Genomic DNA, 15,593 nt, shown 5'->3' with positions numbered 1-15,593 from the left:
AGATGAATGCAATTGAACTTGTGCAAGGCGCCATGAAAAAAGCAGAGAAAATTCGTCCAAAAGTAGGTGGTTTTCCATACTTGGCTGAATGTATGCGAGAAGCTGGAGTTTTAAAAAATGTTTGGACCCTTCCTGCCGGACAAAGTACGTTTTGGACAAGCGCTGGCGTAATTAGCGTGACCAATTCACCAATGGTGAGTGGTTTTCATGAGGTGCCAGTTTTTGACCAAGAAGCTTTGATTAAGGCCTTGCGGGCTGACCAAGCTGGACAAACGACTTTTCCGGAATTCTTGAGTGCCACTTGGGAAGCTGGTGTGATTTCTTATGAAGCTGATTTTTCAGAAAGAAAAGTCACTTATCTAGGAAGTCAAGGAGAAAGCTATGTTGAGGCCTATCCAGCAGTCGAAATTCATTAAAAAGTTACTGACAGAATGATTAAAATATTTGGTAAAATTATTTACTAAATTAATCATTCTGTCAGTAACTTTTCTGTTAATTTCTGATAAAAGTGCTATAATATTTGAATGAAAACTAAGAAAAATAAAGAAAAACTACTAAGGGTAGTTTCTGGGGAAAAGGGGAAATTATGCTAACGATTGGAAGGCGATATTTAAATTTTTGGCCTGTATTTTGGGCACTTTTTTTGTTAGTTATTCAAGTTGTGACTAATCTTTGGCTTCCAACGATTACAGCGGATATTATCAATAAAGGTATTGGTCAATCTGATATGAAATATATCTGGTTTATGGGTCTAATTATGCTTTTCGTTTCTCTGGCCAGTTGGCTTTCGGCAATTGGAAATGTTTATTTTGCTTCCAAACAATCTCAAGGATTGGGCCTGAAATTACGCCATGATTTATTTAAGAAAGTTTTATTCATGGACGAGCGCAACTTTCAGGAATTTGGTGATGCAACTTTAATTACACGTACAACAAATGATGTGACTCAATTGCAAAATGTCTTTCAAACGATGTTACGAATGATGCTCATGGCGCCAATGATGCTCATTGGTTCTATTTTCATGGCTTGGAAATTATCACATGATTTACTGCTGGTTTTTTTGATTGCCCTGCCTATTTTAACTTTGGCTGTCGTTATTAATATTGCTATTTCCATGCCACGGTTTCGGTCAATGCAAACAAAAGTTGATAAAATTAATCTGATTTTTCAACAAGGTTTAACTGGTGTTCGGGTGATTCGTGCTTTTAGACGAGACCAATATGAAATTGATAAATTTGATGAGGCTAACCGTGATTTGACACATACCAGTCAAGTGGTTTTGACGACGATTGCGATGTTAATGCCAATTATGACGGTTATTCTCAGTTTTACAAATATTGGAATTGTTTGGTTTGGCGCTCATCTTATCAGTAAAAATATGATGGAAATGGGTTCATTAGTTGCCTTTTTGACCTATGCCACACAGATTTTGATGTCATTTATGCAACTATCAGCAGTTGCTGTCATGGTGCCACGAGCTCAGGTTTCAGCTGTTCGAGTTCGAGAAATTTTAGAATCTAAAGATAAAATTACTGATGAAAATTCGAGCATATCCGTAGAGGCGCTAAGACGCCAACGGCTATCCTCTGACGGAAATGACAAATTGTCTGAAAGCAATTCTGTCCGCAATTCTCTAGCTCTTAATCATGTATCTTTCAAATTTGATGAAGCAAAAAGACAAGCGCTAAGTGACTTGTCAGTAAATGTAGCAGCTGGTCAGACCTTAGCAATTATTGGGGGGACTGGTTCTGGTAAATCAACGATTTTGAATTTGATTGCCAGATTAATTGACCCGACAAATGGAAGTGTCACAATTGATGGTACTGATATTCGCCAAATTTCACAGTATGACTTGCATGAAAAAGTTTCTTTTACGCAACAAAAAGCTCAACTTTTTTCGGGAACTGTCCGCTCGAATCTTCAATTTGGGAAAAGTGATGCAACAGATGAAGAAATGTGGCAAGCTTTGGAAATTGCACAAGCTGCTGATTTCGTTCGTGAACAAGGTGGACTTGAGCTGGCGGTCGAACAAAATGGCGCAAATTTCTCTGGTGGTCAAAAACAAAGAATTTCGATTGCTAGAACCTTGATTAAAGAGGCAGAAATTTATCTATTTGACGATTCATTTTCGGCCTTGGACTTTGCTACTGACAGACAATTACGAACAGCTATTAATCATTCGGAAAAACATAAAAATAAAATCAAGGTGATTGTGGCTCAAAGAATCGCAACCGTTATGTCAGCTGACCAAATCTTAGTTTTAGAAAATGGAATTGCCGTAGGACTTGGTACTCATGAAAGTTTGGCAAAATCATGTCCGCAATATCAAGAAACAATGCAATCTCAACTCTCGGATGATGATTTGGTCAAGATGGGTGTTTCAATTGCACATTTGACCGCCAGAGGAGGTGATGACCAATGATGAGAGGAAATTATCTCAATCGAGGTGGCAAAGGGGCTGACCGTTTTCAAAAAGGTCGGCGAGCTCAAAATTTCTTTCCAACGATTATTCGACTTTTCAAATATATGCGCAGAGATTTATGGGGACTTCTTTTTTCAATTTTAATTGCTTCGCTGTCAGTCATTTTGTCGGTTCAGGCACCCAAAATTTTGGGAAATGCAACCACAGTGATATTTGATGGCGTAACAAAAAGTCTAAAAAATCATACCGCAATTCAAATTGACATGGCTAAGGTCGAATCTATTTTGCTTTATGTCATGGTCATTTATCTGATTTCATTTATCTCTGGGATTTTGCAACAAAGCATTATGACACGCATTTCGCAACGAACAGTTTATACTTTACGTCGTGAATTTAAAAACAAAATGAAAAAATTGCCAGTTTCATATTATGATAGTCATAGTAATGGGGATATCATGAGTCGAATGATAAATGATATGGATAATATTTCAGGGACTTTAAATCAAACTTTGATTCAGCTTATCACAAGTCTCTTGCAATTTGTTGGAACTATTTATTTCATGTTGACCATCTCTTGGCAGTTAGCACTCGTCGCCTTTATCACAGTTCCTTTGGCAATGATTACGGTAAGGATTGTTGCACCTTTATCGCAAAAATTCTTTGCTGAACAACAAAAAAATCTGGGATTATTGAATGACCAAATTGAAGAAAATTATGCAGGACATGCGGTCATTAAAACATTCAATCATGAAGCCTCAGCTGAAAAAGAATTCGCAAAAAGAAATGATAATTTTTATAAATCAGCTTGGAAAGCTCAATTTGTATCGACTTTGATTTATCCAACCATGCGATTTATCAATAATTTAGATTACTTAGCCATGGCCGTAATTGGTGGTCTTAAAGTTATTTCAGGGACGGTTAATCTCGGAGATGTTCAAGCCATGTTGCAATATACCAATCAATTTGCACAGCCAATCACAAATATCTCGAATATGCTCAATACCATTCAGGCTACAGTTGCGTCAGCCGAACGAATTTTTGAAGTATTAGATGAAAAAGAAATGACTGACGGAATTCCTGTCAGTGAAAAAGTTGCTGACGAAAGTTCAAAAAAAGCTGTCAGTAATTTAGGAGCGACTGACAAGACTGATTTCATCAATTTTGACCAAGTCGCATTTTCTTATAATGAAAATCAATCCTTAATGACAGATGTTAATTTTTCCGTTGAAGTTGGGCAAATGATTGCCATTGTGGGACCAACTGGAGCAGGTAAAACAACAATGATTAACTTGCTCGAACGATTTTACGATGTCACTTCGGGAAAAATTTTACTTGAAGGAAAAGACATTCGCGAAATTGACCGTGAACAATTACGTGGACGAATGGCAATGGTTTTACAAGAAACCTGGTTGTTCTCAGGGACAATTATGGATAATTTACAGTATGGTCGTCTTGAAGCAACACAAGAAGAAGTGATTCAAGCAGCTAAAATGGCACATGCTGATGAATTTATCACCACTTTACCTCAAGGTTATCAAACCCTTTTGAATGAAGCCGCAAGCAATATTTCTCAGGGGCAAAGGCAGTTATTAACCATCGCCCGTGCCTTTTTAGCAAATCCAGAAATATTGATTTTGGATGAAGCCACATCCAGTGTAGATACAAGAACGGAGCGCCTGATTCAATCAGCGATGAATCGTCTATTAAAAGGACGGACAAGCTTTGTCGTTGCTCACCGTTTATCAACTATTCGTGATGCCAATCAGATTTTGGTTATGGAAAATGGAAATATTGTGGAAATGGGGAACCATGAAAGTCTCCTTAAAGAAAACGGATTATATGCCAGCCTTTATAATTCGCAATTTGCAAAATAAGATATCGAAAAAATCAGTCTCTTTTTGATTGATTTTTTTGTTTATTAAGCGTCTATTTTGTTATAATGAGTTAAAAGTAGGCGAGAAGGAGCGATAATGTTTAAAAAATCAGACAAGAAAATAAAAGAAAATGATCAAGAAAGCAATGCAGCTTTTGAGGAGTTTTTTAATCAAGTGCTCAAAAAAATGCCTGCTCGTTCCGCAAAAATAATCAGTTCTTCTTTAACTGTTTCAAAAGCGAAAGCAGAGCAGTTTTTAGCTAGCAATTCTCAGAAATTTGACCACCTCTTTGATGAATTTTTGGTTGGAGTGGACAGTCAAACGCGAAGGAAATGCCATGAAACCATTCATTTCGCTACCTTGACGGCGGCAATTGTTGGCTTTTCACCAATTCCCTTTTCAGATGCCGTCTTGCTTGTTCCGATTCAATTGACAATGATGATGCGACTTTATAAGATATTTGGGGCTTCTTGGTCAGAAGCATTGGCAAAAGGAATCACTAAGGAATTAGTTGTTGTTGGTTTAGGTCGAAGCCTTGTAGGGAATGTTTTAAAATTTGTTCCTGCGGTGGGAACAATTGCAGGTGGAGCAATTAATGCCACAGTGGCGACAACAATTACAGAAGCCTTAGGCTGGGTAACTGTCAAAATGCTTAATGATGGCGAAGATATTTTCAATAATGTCCTGACTTTTGAAGGTCAATTCAAAGGTTTGGTCAGTAAATTACAAAAAGCCAATAAGAAAAAATAGGCTGTCAGTAAAAAAAGACTTATCAGTTGATAAGTCTTTTTATTATTATTTAGAAAAACCATTTTCCAAAGTTTTAATGACAGCCAAAATTTGTTCATCGGAAACCAACTTGTCAGCTCCATTAATAATTGATTCATAAGCTGAATCATAAACTCTACCATAATCACCAGCAACCGTTGGAATATGCTTCACAATGCGGTCACCATTTTGATTGAAATAGGTAAGTTGCCCAAAATCAGCTGGACTGTCTTGCCCAAAACCTTCATCACCTGGGAACATGCCAACTTTTAAATCATTTTCTTGTTGGTCAACATCCATTTTGATGAAAGTTCCTCTCGTACCATAAACAAGCCATTTTGGATGTGGTAGAGCAGCGACTTCAGTAGCAGCAACAGTTGCTCGCAAGTTTGGATAAAGAAGATTGACAGAAAAATAATCATCGACACTGTCATAATCTCTTGTTGCTCGAATATCATATTGAACTTCTTTGGGAGCGCCAAAAAGTGAAACCATTTGGTCCACTAAATGAACACCGTGACCATACCAAGCGCCATCAAAATTTCCACCTTGACTGGCATCATTAGGTCTAAAGTGGTCCATATTGACAGTGATATCTACCAAATCACCCAAATAACCTTGCTCAATCACTTTTTTGACGGTTAAAAAGTCGCTGTCAAAGCGTCGATTTTGGAAAGGCATGAAGAAAAGATTCTTTTCTTTGGCAAGAGCTACCAATTCTTTAGCTTGTTCCAAGGTTTCGACTAATGGTTTATCACAGAGTACATTTTTTCCAGCTGAAAGGAGTTCCTTAGCATAGTCATAGTGAGCAAAAGCTGGAGTCACAATGACTACTAAATCAATTGAATCATCATTAATAATATCAGCGATGTCAGTGGAGAACAAAGTTCCATTTGCTTCTAATTCTGCTTGTTCAGGACGTTTTCCTAAAGTCCGGTTGACAATTCGTTTAATCACAATATTCTCACGTTCTTTCACGTAAGGAATATGATAGCGATTTGTTGATTTACCAAAACCAACATAGGCAATATTAAGCTTTTTTGTCATTCTTTTTATTCTCCATTTTGGCACGGAGGGCTTCAATTTTAGCTTGAGTGGCATTCTTTGTATTAATGCCTTTTCCGCCTACCGTTGAGTTTTTTTCGTGAAATTTTCCGACAGATTTCTGTCCTTTATTATCAAGTTGATATTTTCCCATAAGATAAATTAGGTTTCAGTAAGTAAAGTGCCTACTGAATTCAGTTCCTTTCTAAGTGGATTTGACTGATAAAAGTCAAAAAGTTACTGACAAGAGCTGTCAGTAAAAATTTGACCGATTAAATTCCTTACTAAAGGAAATGAAGTTGCACTTGTAATTTAAAAATGCTGAACTTTTGGAGTAAACTTTAAATTACTTTACGTTCGTAAGGGTCAGTAGAAATTCCTTCAGAAAGAATTTTCTTAGACCATTCTTTAGCACCGAAAAGTGAGTGATTACGGTAATTTCCGCATTCTTTTTCAGCAACACCAGGGACATTATCCCAACCAAATTCGTCACTTGCAAGCTCTTCTAGAGAAGATTTAATTACTTTAGCAATTTCTTCTGAACTATGTTCACCCCACATAATCATGTGGAAACCAGTTTGACATCCAAAAGGTGAAAAGTCAATCATGCCATCAATTCTATCGCGAATTAAACTAGCCATGCTATGCTCAATAGTGTGTAAAGCGGCCATTCCAATGGCATTCGCATTAGGTTGAACAAAACGAACGTCAAAATTAGTGATAACATCGCCTTTAGGCCCAGTTTCGCTACCGATTAAACGGACATAAGGGGCAAGTACTTTTGTGTGGTCTAATTGAAAAGATTCTACTTCAGCCATAAGATATAGGATACAAAACTCAGCTGATAAAAGTCAGCCTTGTTAGTATCTCCTCCTTTATTTTAAATTCTAATTCTATTTTATCATTTTTTGAGCGAAATATTTTTTCATTTTAATTATAAAGTGGTAAAATGACTTTATAACGGTTTCAAAAGAAGCCTTATTGCTTAAAAAAGCAAGAAACATCATTGTCAAAAAGAGTGAGGAGGGGAAGTGAACATCAGAGAAGTTGAAAAGTCATCTTTCTCCATCATTGGAAAAGAAGGCTTAGGTAAAGCACAAGAAGCTGACATTTGGATTCCACCACTCTGGCAAGAAGCAACCAACGCTTTTGAGGAAATTATTCATTTGATTAAGCAGCCACTCACAATTTGGGGGGCCATGTCTGATGAATCAGGGCAATTTAAACCATGGAATAATGGTGGACTCTATCTGGCAGGTGTTGAAGTTGAAAATTCAGCGCAAAAGCCTGAAAATTGGACTAAATGGACACTTCCGGGCTTTCGTTATTTCGTTGTTGAAACAACAACTTATGAAATGAACAAGACTTATTCAGATATGTGGAATTATCTAACTCAAAATGATTTAAAAATTGTTGGAGCGGTACAAGAACATCAATCAATTTCAGCAGAAAATCCTGAAGAGTTAGAACTATGGTTTCCAATTGAAAGAATATAAAAGTCCAAATAGTTTCATTGATGACGAGTTGTTGTATTTCAAAAATTACTAAGGAGAAAAAATCATGACATTAACAGACACTTACACACTAAACAATGGCATTAAAATTCCAAAAGTTGGCTTTGGAACTTGGCAATCTGCGAGCGGAGAAGAAGCTTATAATGCGGTAAAAGCAGCACTTGAAGCAGGATATCGTCATATTGATACAGCGGCAGTTTATAAAAATGAAGAATCAGTCGGTCAAGCAATTGCTGATTCAGGAATTCCCCGTGAGGAACTTTTCGTTACAACAAAACTTTGGGGTGTAGGAACAACAGAGGACGCTGCGAAAGCCTTGGATGAATCCTTGAAAAAATTGGGACTTGATTATGTTGATTTGTACCTCATTCATTGGCCAAATCCTAAAGCATTCCGCCCTGATTTTGAAACACGTAATCTTGCAGTTTGGAAAGCCATGGAAGCAGGCGTAAAAGCTGGTAGGATCCGTGCAATTGGTGTTTCAAACTTCCACCCACGTCACCTAAAACCATTGTTGAAATTTGCTGAAATTAAACCAGCAGTTAACCAAATTATGGTCAACCCAAGTGATCAACAAGAAGAAATTGTAAGTTTTAATGTTGACAACAATATCTTGACTGAGGCTTACAGCCCACTTGGAACAGGTAAAATCTTTGAAGTTCCAGAACTTGCAGACTTGGCAAGTAAATACAACAAGAGTATTGCTCAAGTGGTATTGCGTTGGTCTCTTCACAAAGGATATTTACCACTTCCTAAATCAGTAACCCCTGCAAGAATTAAAGAAAATGCAGAAATCTTTGATTTTGATTTAAGTATTGAAGATATTGCTTTTATTGACAGCCTTCATGGAAAAGCTGGTTTGGCTAAAAACCCTGATGAAGTTGATTTCTAAAGAATAATTATGAACATATTTTACTGACAGATTGTTTAGATCTCTTAAAAGACAGCAGAGAATTTGGTCAGTAATTTAAAAAAGGCCTGTCAGTAAAATTTTGCTGACAGGCTTTTTAGATTTTTGCTATAATAAAGAAAAATGATCAAATATCAAGGAGAAATGATGAAAAAAGCACTTGTTTTAGTTGATTTTCAAAATGATTTTATTGATGGAAGTTTGGGCACGAAAGAAGCACAAGCCATTATCCCAAATGTTATTGAAAAACTCTCTCAATATTCTAAAGAAAATCGTCTAGCAACCCAAGACACCCATTTTGAAGATTATTTAACGACACAAGAAGGCAAAAATCTGCCAGTTATTCATTGTCAAAATGGTACTTTTGGTTGGGAAATTCGTAAAGAAGCTCAAGTTGGCTTTGCTAAAATTTTTGAAAAAACAACTTTTGGTTCCAGAACATTGGCAGAATTTATTCGAGATGAAAATTATGATGAAGTTGAACTTGTCGGAATTTGTACGGATATTTGTGTTGTTTCCAATGCCTTGTTAATCAAAGCCTATGCGCCAGAAGTAAAAATAAGTGTTGATGCTTCTTGCTGTGCTGGAGTTTCACCTGAAAAACATTTGGCAGCACTTGAAACAATGCGTTCTTGTCAAATAGAAATCACGAATGCCTAATTTTGCTAAAAAGTTACTGACAGGTCTGTCAGTAATTTCAACTTGACAAAATCCTTATGATAATTGATAATGGAGTGAGAAATAAGAAAAATTTTGAAGGTGAGTGCGAGGTATAAATTTGGATTATCATCAATTATTTTCCCGCTTGAACGAAAAACTTTCAGAAGAAAATTTGCAACTTCACTTACATTGTGTTGGTGGTTTCGTGCTTGAATATTATGGAATGAAGGCAACAGAGGATATAGATGCCTTTTATGAAAGTACCGAAAAAGTTGAAAAAATCATTCAAGAAATTGGTGAAGAATTTCATGTCGGAACCTCTAATGAACCTTGGTTGAGTCAAGCAGTCGGCGAAGTCATGTCTCATTCAAAAACAGATGAAACAATTATTTTTGTGGAAAGTCATTTGACTGTTGGTCTGTCATCACTCGAATCTATTCTTATCGATAAAATACAGGCTGGCCGAACCAAAGATGTTCCAGACATCGCAAAAATAATGAAAAAATTAAAAATTGAAAGTCCAGATCCTCTCTTAGAACGATTTAAACATACAGATGGTTCAGCAGACCCAGCGGTCATTTTAGAGGCTTTTAGTTTAGCTTACGGTGAAGATGCCTTAAAAAATTATTTACGAAAAAATCCAAAAATACTGAGGTTATTGCAATGACGTGGATTGAATATCTCCTGAATGCTGCTCAAAAGTCTAAATGGAATTTAGAACTTTGGGTCCGTTATTTAAATAAAGTGATTCAACGGGACAAAATTTTACTTTCAAAAACAGATATTGATTATTTAATGAGTTCTGAAGAATTAACTTCTTTTCAACGCGTTTTTCTTGAACTCGCGCTTGAAAAAGAAACAACACCTTGGGAAATGACTGTTGGCATGTCTGAACCGACTCAATCGATTCATCTTCAGTCTGTTTTAAAAGAATTAAAAAAAGAATGAATTAACTTTCATTCTTTTTTTATTTTATAAATTACAATTTATTTAATACGAAGATATTGACCAATTAAAATGGTATCACTTGATAAATGATTCCAAGCCTTAATTGAAGCAATTGGGCTACCAGATTTTTGTGAAAGTCCCCAAAGCGTATCTCCTTTAACAACCTTATGGATAGAGGTATTTGAAGCTGCAGAAGAGTTAGAAGTTGAACTCGTAGAGGCTGAGCTTGAACCTGTTGAAGAACTTGAAGAACCGGCAGATTGTGAAACAATCAAGTTTTGTCCAATGAAAATTGTATCAGAATTCAAATGATTCCAACTCTTGAGTTGAGCAATCGTCGTTTTATATTTGACAGAGAGTCCCCAAAGCGTATCACCAGATTTAACCTTAATCGTCGTCTGTGAAGCTGGTTTGGCAGGAGTGACCGAAGTAGTAGGCGTTGTAGTTCCGGCAGAATTTCCTGAAGAAGTTGAACTATTTGTATTAGACGAAGAACTTGAAGTTGTCAATACAAGCTTTTGCCCAATATAGATGACTGTACTTTTAAGATTGTTTGCGCTTTGAATTTGAGCAACACTAATTCCATATTTTTGCGAAATTCCCCAAAGTGTATCGCCAGATTTAACTGTATAAGTGGTTGAGCTTGTATTTGAATTATTATTGGTATTTGTAGCTGTTGAACCACCGGAATTAGAAGTACCAGCAGAAGAAGCACCGTCAAAACGAGTCAAATTATATTGAGAAATAATTCGATTCAGTGAAGCACCATAATTAGGGTCAGTTGCATATTTTCCTGTTAAAGCTGCGGTTGCAGCTTGATAGGTTGCCGCGTTTGCTCGCCAAGCTTTAGCATAATAAGGACCATTTCCAAAGTTTGTAGTTTTTAAAACATAAGCATTATCTTGGAAACTTTGATTAAAGGAAGGATAAACCCTAAATGGCATATCTTTTGTGACCCATTTACCATTGAGATATTCTTGAGTTTTAAAAACAACGCTTTTTCCTTGATAAGTTCCTTGAATACCGAATAAATTATAATAGGGGGCACGAGAAAGTTGGCTTGAACCCCAGTTACTTTCCAAAATAGCTTGAGCAATCATAACTGAAGGATAAAGACCATTACTATCGGCAACTGGTTTTGCTGATGCAGCAATACTTTCAATAAAAGCTTCTGTCGAATTGGTTGCAGCCTGAACCATTGGGCTTGTTTGTTGGAGCAAAAGCTCATGAGTGGTCGTCAAAGTTCCTGCAATGAGAACAGCGCCAGCAAATTTGGTCGCTGGTTTATAAAAAGCCAGTGGTTTTTTGGCTTTCTTTTTTAAATGTCTATTTTTAACTTTAATACGAGAAACTGGCATAAATAATTCCTTTCCTGAAAATACAGAATAAAATAAGTACTACCCTATTTTACCACGGTTAATGGAAGAAAAAGATGACAATTATGTGGCGGTTTGTAAACGTTTTTTATTTAATGTTTTATATTGGCTAGAAAATGTGAGAATTTAGATAAAAAATCTGATTTAAGACGCAATGATTACATTTTAAATACAAAGAGATTATATTTTGCTTTGCGAAATTGAGAAAAGGGAATGAAAACAAGCAACACAAGATATTGTGTGTGTTTACATAATTTAAACTATATATTGTGTCATTTCCGAGAATTTGATAAAATAGATGATGTAATTGAAGAGGATGGTTAATATGAAAAGTGAAGTAAAATATCAAGATGTAACACTAGAAGAAATTAATGTGATAAAGCGTGACGGACGCTCAGTGAAATTTAACAGTGAGAAAATTTTTGATGCTTTGACTAAAGCGGCTAAAAAAGTCGAACTGACAGATATGTCGGTTCTTTCAGAACTTACTGACAGAGTAGTCAGTGAAATCTTTACTCGTTTTTCTGAAAATGTCAAAATTTATGAAATTCAATCGATTGTTGAGCAAGAACTCCTTGAGTCTGGTGAAACTCAATTGGCTGAAGAATATATCTCTTATCGTGCTAACCGTGATTTGGCCCGTACCAAAGCAACGGATATCAATTTCACGATTGAAAAATTAATTAATCGCGACCAAACTGTCGTTAATGAAAATGCCAATAAAGATTCTAACGTTTTCAATACTCAACGTGATTTGACAGCTGGTGCGGTTTCCAAAGCAATTGGTTTGAAACTTCTTCCGCCACATGTGGCAAACGCTCACCAAAAGGGTGATATTCATTATCATGACCTTGATTATAGTCCATTTACTACAATGGCTAACTGTTGTTTGATTGACTTTAAAAATATGTTTGAAAATGGTTTTAAACTTGGAAATGCGCAAGTAGATTCGCCAAAATCAATTCAAACAGCAACTGCGCAAGCCAGTCAAATCATCGCTAATGTGGCTAGTTCACAATATGGTGGTTGTTCATTTGACCGTGCCGATGAAGTATTGGCGCCTTACGCGAAATTAAATTATAAAAAACATTTAAAAGATGCACAAAAATGGATTGATGGTGCTGAAAAACAAGAAGCTTATGCTCGTGAAAAAACAGCCAAAGATATCTATGATGCAATGCAATCTTTAGAATATGAAATTAATACTTTGTTTACTTCAAATGGTCAAACGCCTTTTGTAACAGTTGGTTTTGGTCTTGGAGACGATTGGTATGCGCGTGAAATTCAAAAAGCAATTTTGAATGTCCGGATTGGTGGTTTAGGTTCAGAACACCGTACTGCTATTTTCCCTAAATTAATTTTCACACTCAAACGTGGACTTAACCTCGAAGTAGGGACACCAAACTATGACATCAAAGAACTTGCGCTTGAATGTTCAACAAAACGGATGTACCCTGATATTTTGAGCTATGATAAAATTGTTGAATTAACAGGTTCATTTAAAGCTTCAATGGGTTGTCGTTCATTCTTGCAAGGCTGGAAAGATGAAAATGGGAATGACGTGACTGCTGGACGTAATAATCTTGGAGTTGTTACAGTTAACCTTCCGCGTATTGCTCTTGAAGCCGCTGGAAATAAAGAAAAATTCTGGGAAATCTTCAATGAAAGAATTGAAATTGCTCATGATGCCCTTGCTTTTCGTGTTGAACGTGCTAAAGAAGCACAACCTAAAAATGCACCTATTCTCTTTATGAATGGTGCATTGGGACGTCTTGATGCCGAAGGTTCAGTTGATGAATTGTACAATAAAGAACGTGCAACTGTAAGTTTAGGTTACATTGGACTTTATGAAGTGGCGACTACTTTTTATGGCCCAACTTGGGAAAATAATCCTGAAGCTAAAGCTTTTACAATTGAAATTGTGAAACGAATGCATGAAGATTGTGAAGATTGGTCTAAAGCCTCTGGTTATCATTATTCTGTTTACTCAACACCGTCAGAAAGTTTAACTGACCGTTTCTGCCGAATGGATAAAGAAAAATTCGGTTCAGTTGCAGATATTACTGACAAAGATTACTATACTAATTCTTTCCACTATGATGTGCGTAAAAATCCAACTCCATTTGAAAAATTAGAGTTTGAAAAAGACTATCCTGTTTATGCCAATGGTGGATTCATTCATTACTGTGAATATCCTGTTCTTCAACAAAATCCGAAAGCTCTTGAAGCAGTCTGGGACTTTGCCTACGATCGTATTGGATATCTTGGAACAAATGCACCAATTGACCACTGCTATGCTTGTGGCTTTGAAGGAGATTTTGCGGCAACGGAACGTGGATTTAAATGTCCACAATGTGGCAATGATGATCCTAAAACCTGTGACGTTGTCAAAAGAACTTGTGGATATCTTGGAAATCCGCAAGCACGTCCAATGGTTCATGGTCGTCACAAAGAAATTTCATCACGTGTAAAACATATGAATGGTTCTGTCGGAGCCTTGAACGATGGAAATTTGATTGATTCAGTCGAAGTTGACGAAGCGAAATCAAAATATTTTGCGGAGAAATAAGTATGAACAATCCAAAACCAGGAGAATGGAGAGCTGATGAACTCTCACAAAATTATATTGCAGATTATAAGCCCTTCAATTTCGTTGATGGTGAAGGGGTGCGCTGCTCACTTTATGTGAGTGGCTGTATGTTTCATTGCGAGGGCTGCTATAATCAAGCCACTTGGTCATTTCGTTATGGAACGCCCTATACCAAAGAGCTTGAAGATAAAATTATGGCTGACCTTGCTCAGCCTTATGTCCAAGGACTGACGCTTCTTGGTGGGGAACCTTTCTTGAATACGACATTTTTGATTCCTTTGCTCAAACGGATTCGTCGTGAGTTACCGGATAAAGATATTTGGTCATGGACAGGTTATACATGGGAAGAGATGTTGCTTGAAACAGATGACAAATTAGAAATGCTTGATTTGTTAGATATTTTAGTTGACGGTCGTTTTGAATTATCAAAGAAAAACTTAATGCTCCAATTCCGTGGGTCATCAAATCAGCGGATTATCGATGTACCAAAATCTCGAAAACAAGGACAAGTTGTCATTTGGGAAAAACTCAATGATGGTGAAAAAACTTTTGAACAAATTCATAAAGAAAAATTAATTTAAAAGTTACTGATGGACATTTGAGTATATCCGTAAGCGCTAAAGTGCCAACGGCTATCTTCTGACAGAAATTCTGTCACTAAAAATAAGCACTGACAAATGCGTCAGCGCTTATTTTTTAAATAATTTTGTAAAATCTGGTTCGTCGTCAGTAATTTTGAAATCTTTTAGCGCCGATTTTAGAGGGAGATGTTTCTTTTTTCCTTTTAAATAATTTTGACTTTCTTTGCTTTGGGCACTTTCGGCTAAAGAATTTTGCTTTTGTATAACTCTATTTTCAATTTTTCTTTTGCTTTTCTTATTTTGGTCGGTGCTTTCAAAAGATTCATCTGGAAAAGTTTGAGAAAGTTGCTTGATAATGGTTTCTAAACCGAAATTACTACTAATCCAAAAGGGTGTATCGGTTGCTTTACAAGCTTCTTTAGCAAATTGAACTGAATGATGAGCCACATTGCGGTTTCTCATAACGACGAAATCAGCTTTGGCAACAAGTTGGTCAATCTCAAATCGATTAGGTTTTTTCTTATCAAAACCAAGAAAAGAAACGCCAACTTTTGCCAAGCCCTCTCTAAAATCATGCCAATATTTAACTTCACATAGAACAAGTAGTGTTTTCATGTCATTCCTTACTGATGGCTCTGTCTTTACTGACAGGAGCGAATTATAGTGATTATAACACAATTTTGCTTAATGATAAATGTATTTTTTAAAATATAAGTTTCAAAAATTTGACCTCATAAAAATAAAGTGGTAAATTAATAGTAGATGGGTATGGTGCACACCCGAAACCGTTTCAAGAATAGCTTGAATCTAATGGCGCCTACAAAGCAAAGTCTTTTTTTTGCCTTGTAGTCTGCCATTTTTTCTTTGACTTACAAGGCATTAAAGGCAAAGAAAAGGAGATTTATT

16 protein-coding genes and 1 riboswitch are annotated in these 15,593 nt (G+C 36.3%); of the genes, 11 read left to right on the top strand and 5 right to left on the bottom strand.

The annotated features are described in order from the left end of the window. The first annotated feature begins 2 nt into the window (after positions 1–2). The 4 genes from IAE51_RS06500 (at position 3) to IAE51_RS06485 (ending at position 5,046) form a co-directional block, all read left to right on the top strand. Positions 3–416, top strand: a complete 414-nt coding sequence (locus tag IAE51_RS06500) for a DUF1398 domain-containing protein (protein WP_003131176.1) — start codon at positions 3–5, stop codon at positions 414–416. Between the two features lie 170 nt (positions 417–586). Continuing rightward, positions 587–2,422: an ABC transporter ATP-binding protein gene (locus tag IAE51_RS06495; protein WP_058210989.1), complete on the top strand. Its 1,836-nt coding sequence runs from the start codon at positions 587–589 to the stop codon at positions 2,420–2,422. Then, entirely contained in the window at positions 2,419–4,296 is a 1,878-nt protein-coding gene (locus IAE51_RS06490) for an ABC transporter ATP-binding protein (RefSeq protein WP_021723426.1), read from the top strand. Before IAE51_RS06495 ends, IAE51_RS06490 begins: the two co-directional genes overlap by 4 nt. 96 nt (positions 4,297–4,392) lie before the next feature. Next, the gene (locus tag IAE51_RS06485) at positions 4,393–5,046 is read left to right on the top strand and encodes a YcjF family protein (protein ID WP_010905251.1); all 654 of its coding nucleotides are present in this window, start codon (positions 4,393–4,395) and stop codon (positions 5,044–5,046) included. Between the two features lie 45 nt (positions 5,047–5,091). Here the strand turns inward: IAE51_RS06485 and IAE51_RS06480 are convergent, their stop codons facing one another. The 3 genes from IAE51_RS06480 to IAE51_RS06470 form a co-directional block, all read right to left on the bottom strand. Beyond that, positions 5,092–6,111 carry a Gfo/Idh/MocA family oxidoreductase gene (locus IAE51_RS06480; RefSeq protein WP_017864067.1) on the bottom strand — a complete coding sequence of 340 codons (1,020 nt, stop codon included), beginning with the start codon at positions 6,109–6,111 and terminating at the stop codon, positions 5,092–5,094. Next, positions 6,095–6,262, bottom strand: a complete 168-nt coding sequence (locus IAE51_RS06475) for a hypothetical protein (protein ID WP_003131184.1) — start codon at positions 6,260–6,262, stop codon at positions 6,095–6,097. The genes IAE51_RS06480 and IAE51_RS06475 overlap by 17 nt, the downstream gene beginning before the upstream one ends. A gap of 187 nt (positions 6,263–6,449) precedes the next feature. Then, complete coding sequence (locus tag IAE51_RS06470) at positions 6,450–6,926, bottom strand: S-ribosylhomocysteine lyase (RefSeq protein ID WP_003131187.1); 477 nt, start codon at positions 6,924–6,926, stop codon at positions 6,450–6,452. Between the two features lie 213 nt (positions 6,927–7,139). Between IAE51_RS06470 and IAE51_RS06465 the strand changes: the two genes are divergently transcribed. The 5 genes from IAE51_RS06465 (at position 7,140) to IAE51_RS06445 (ending at position 10,140) form a co-directional block, all read left to right on the top strand. Next, positions 7,140–7,604, top strand: a complete 465-nt coding sequence (locus tag IAE51_RS06465; RefSeq protein ID WP_010905253.1) for a GyrI-like domain-containing protein — start codon at positions 7,140–7,142, stop codon at positions 7,602–7,604. A 64-nt stretch (positions 7,605–7,668) separates the two neighbouring features. After that, positions 7,669–8,514 (top strand): aldo/keto reductase, encoded by an 846-nt coding sequence (locus IAE51_RS06460; protein ID WP_200095018.1) that lies wholly within the window; start codon positions 7,669–7,671, stop codon positions 8,512–8,514. Between the two features lie 165 nt (positions 8,515–8,679). After that, positions 8,680–9,192 carry a cysteine hydrolase family protein gene (locus IAE51_RS06455; RefSeq protein ID WP_023189990.1) on the top strand — a complete coding sequence of 171 codons (513 nt, stop codon included), beginning with the start codon at positions 8,680–8,682 and terminating at the stop codon, positions 9,190–9,192. Positions 9,193–9,310: 118 nt separating this feature from the next. Then, a complete protein-coding gene (locus tag IAE51_RS06450) occupies positions 9,311–9,859 on the top strand; it encodes a DUF6036 family nucleotidyltransferase (protein ID WP_033900392.1) in 549 nt (182 codons plus the stop codon). Beyond that, positions 9,856–10,140, top strand: coding sequence for a hypothetical protein (locus tag IAE51_RS06445; protein ID WP_003131192.1), 285 nt, complete (start codon positions 9,856–9,858; stop codon positions 10,138–10,140). Before IAE51_RS06450 ends, IAE51_RS06445 begins: the two co-directional genes overlap by 4 nt. 38 nt (positions 10,141–10,178) lie before the next feature. Here IAE51_RS06445 and IAE51_RS06440 read toward each other — a convergent pair whose 3' ends face one another. Further along, a complete protein-coding gene (locus IAE51_RS06440) occupies positions 10,179–11,498 on the bottom strand; it encodes a LysM peptidoglycan-binding domain-containing protein (RefSeq protein WP_010905256.1) in 1,320 nt (439 codons plus the stop codon). A gap of 343 nt (positions 11,499–11,841) precedes the next feature. Between IAE51_RS06440 and nrdD the strand changes: the two genes are divergently transcribed. Beyond that, a complete protein-coding gene (nrdD, locus tag IAE51_RS06435; RefSeq protein ID WP_010905257.1) occupies positions 11,842–14,085 on the top strand; it encodes an anaerobic ribonucleoside-triphosphate reductase in 2,244 nt (747 codons plus the stop codon). Beyond that, positions 14,082–14,687, top strand: coding sequence for an anaerobic ribonucleoside-triphosphate reductase activating protein (gene nrdG / locus IAE51_RS06430; RefSeq protein ID WP_025016575.1), 606 nt, complete (start codon positions 14,082–14,084; stop codon positions 14,685–14,687). Before nrdD ends, nrdG begins: the two co-directional genes overlap by 4 nt. A 108-nt stretch (positions 14,688–14,795) precedes the next feature. On the opposite strand, the gene IAE51_RS06425 is transcribed toward nrdG, so the two are convergent. Further along, positions 14,796–15,302 carry a DUF2325 domain-containing protein gene (locus tag IAE51_RS06425; RefSeq protein WP_029344779.1) on the bottom strand — a complete coding sequence of 169 codons (507 nt, stop codon included), beginning with the start codon at positions 15,300–15,302 and terminating at the stop codon, positions 14,796–14,798. 140 nt (positions 15,303–15,442) lie between these two features. Then, positions 15,443–15,514: riboswitch (Fluoride riboswitch) on the top strand. The last annotated feature ends 79 nt before the right edge of the window (positions 15,515–15,593 follow it).

It is taken from the genome of Lactococcus sp. S64 (genome assembly GCF_016516525.1).
Lineage (GTDB): Bacteria > Bacillota > Bacilli > Lactobacillales > Streptococcaceae > Lactococcus > Lactococcus lactis.
Note: the sequence above shows the minus strand (reverse complement) of the source record. Positions and strands in the feature narration are given on the sequence as shown.

Bases quoted from the DNA above. Each gene is read 5' to 3' on its own strand.
- IAE51_RS06495 (WP_058210989.1), top strand. From the start codon at position 587: ATGCTAACGATTGGAAGGCGATATTTAAATTTTTGGCCTGTATTTTGG.
- IAE51_RS06490 (WP_021723426.1), top strand. From the start codon at position 2,419: ATGATGAGAGGAAATTATCTCAATCGAGGTGGCAAAGGGGCTGACCGT.
- IAE51_RS06475 (WP_003131184.1), bottom strand. From the start codon at position 6,262: ATGGGAAAATATCAACTTGATAATAAAGGACAGAAATCTGTCGGAAAA.
- IAE51_RS06425 (WP_029344779.1), bottom strand. From the start codon at position 15,302: ATGAAAACACTACTTGTTCTATGTGAAGTTAAATATTGGCATGATTTT.
- IAE51_RS06500 (WP_003131176.1), top strand. From the start codon at position 3: ATGAATGCAATTGAACTTGTGCAAGGCGCCATGAAAAAAGCAGAGAAA.
- nrdD (WP_010905257.1), top strand. From the start codon at position 11,842: ATGAAAAGTGAAGTAAAATATCAAGATGTAACACTAGAAGAAATTAAT.
- IAE51_RS06455 (WP_023189990.1), top strand. From the start codon at position 8,680: ATGAAAAAAGCACTTGTTTTAGTTGATTTTCAAAATGATTTTATTGAT.
- IAE51_RS06485 (WP_010905251.1), top strand. From the start codon at position 4,393: ATGTTTAAAAAATCAGACAAGAAAATAAAAGAAAATGATCAAGAAAGC.
- IAE51_RS06440 (WP_010905256.1), bottom strand. From the start codon at position 11,498: ATGCCAGTTTCTCGTATTAAAGTTAAAAATAGACATTTAAAAAAGAAA.
- IAE51_RS06480 (WP_017864067.1), bottom strand. From the start codon at position 6,111: ATGACAAAAAAGCTTAATATTGCCTATGTTGGTTTTGGTAAATCAACA.
- IAE51_RS06470 (WP_003131187.1), bottom strand. From the start codon at position 6,926: ATGGCTGAAGTAGAATCTTTTCAATTAGACCACACAAAAGTACTTGCC.
- IAE51_RS06460 (WP_200095018.1), top strand. From the start codon at position 7,669: ATGACATTAACAGACACTTACACACTAAACAATGGCATTAAAATTCCA.
- IAE51_RS06445 (WP_003131192.1), top strand. From the start codon at position 9,856: ATGACGTGGATTGAATATCTCCTGAATGCTGCTCAAAAGTCTAAATGG.